The 1,039-nt window shown below is 67.4% G+C and carries 2 protein-coding genes; both read left to right on the forward strand.

All coding sequences use genetic code 11. The annotated features are described in order from the left end of the window. Positions 1-189 (forward strand): tyrosine-type recombinase/integrase (locus tag JCM25156_RS25980; protein WP_034960905.1); only part of this gene is annotated, 189 nt, incomplete at its 5' end. Positions 190-264: 75 nt separating this feature from the next. Then, positions 265-1,039 (forward strand): acetyl-CoA carboxylase carboxyltransferase subunit alpha (locus JCM25156_RS17905; protein WP_025814228.1); only part of this gene is annotated, 775 nt, incomplete at its 3' end.

Below are 1,039 nucleotides of genomic sequence, written 5' to 3' on the forward strand. Positions count from 1 at the left end.
CGGCTTTCACCCCATGTGCTGCGCCATTCCTTCGCCACCCACCTGCTGGCGCGCGGGGCGGATCTGCGCGCGCTGCAGGTGCTGCTGGGCCATGCCGACATCGCGACCACGCAGATCTATACCCATGTCATGCTCGACCGCCTGCGCGACGCGGTGGCCCGGCATCACCCGCTTGCGGCGGCGGGATAGACAAAAATGCATGGCGGGGCGGATTCCCTGCGCGAAAATGTTTGGCTGGCGCGCGGGCTGTGCTATCGGCAGCGCATGCGCCAGTTTCTAGATTTCGAAAAGTCGGTCGCCGAACTTGAGAACAAGATCGACGAGCTTCGCACGATGTCCGGTCCGGACGGGATCAACATCGCCGATGAGATCACCCGGTTGGGCGAGAAGGCCGACCGGCAGTTGCGTGCCGCCTATGCCCGGCTGACACCGGGGCAGAAGGTGCAGGTCGCGCGCCATGCCCAGCGCCCGCACACGGTTGACTACATCGGCACGCTGATAACCGAATTCTCCCCGCTGGCGGGCGATCGCCTGTTTGGTGAGGACAAGGCCATCATTGGCGGCGTGGGGCGCTTTCGCGACCAGCCCGTGGTGGTGATCGGCACCGAGCGCGGGGCCGAGATCGAGACACGGCTCAAGCATAATTTCGGCATGGCCCGGCCCGAAGGCTACCGCAAGGCGCAGCGCCTGATGCGGCTGGCGGGGCGATTCGGCCTGCCGGTCCTGACCTTTATCGACACCTCCGGCGCATGGCCCGGCATCGACGCGGAAGCGCGCGGGCAGGCGGAAGCCATCGCACGTTCGATCGAGACCTGCCTGAGCGTGCCGGTGCCGGTCATCGCCACCGTGATCGGTGAGGGCGGTTCCGGCGGGGCCGTGGCGCTGGGCGCGGGTGACCGCGTGATGATGCTGGAACACGCGATCTATTCCGTCATCTCGCCCGAGGCCTGCGCCTCCATCCTGTGGCGTGACCCCAAGCAGGCCCCCGCGGCGGCCGACGCGCTCAAGCTGACCGCGCAGGATCTGCTTCAGCTCGGCC

Source organism: Komagataeibacter kakiaceti JCM 25156 (assembly GCF_000613305.1).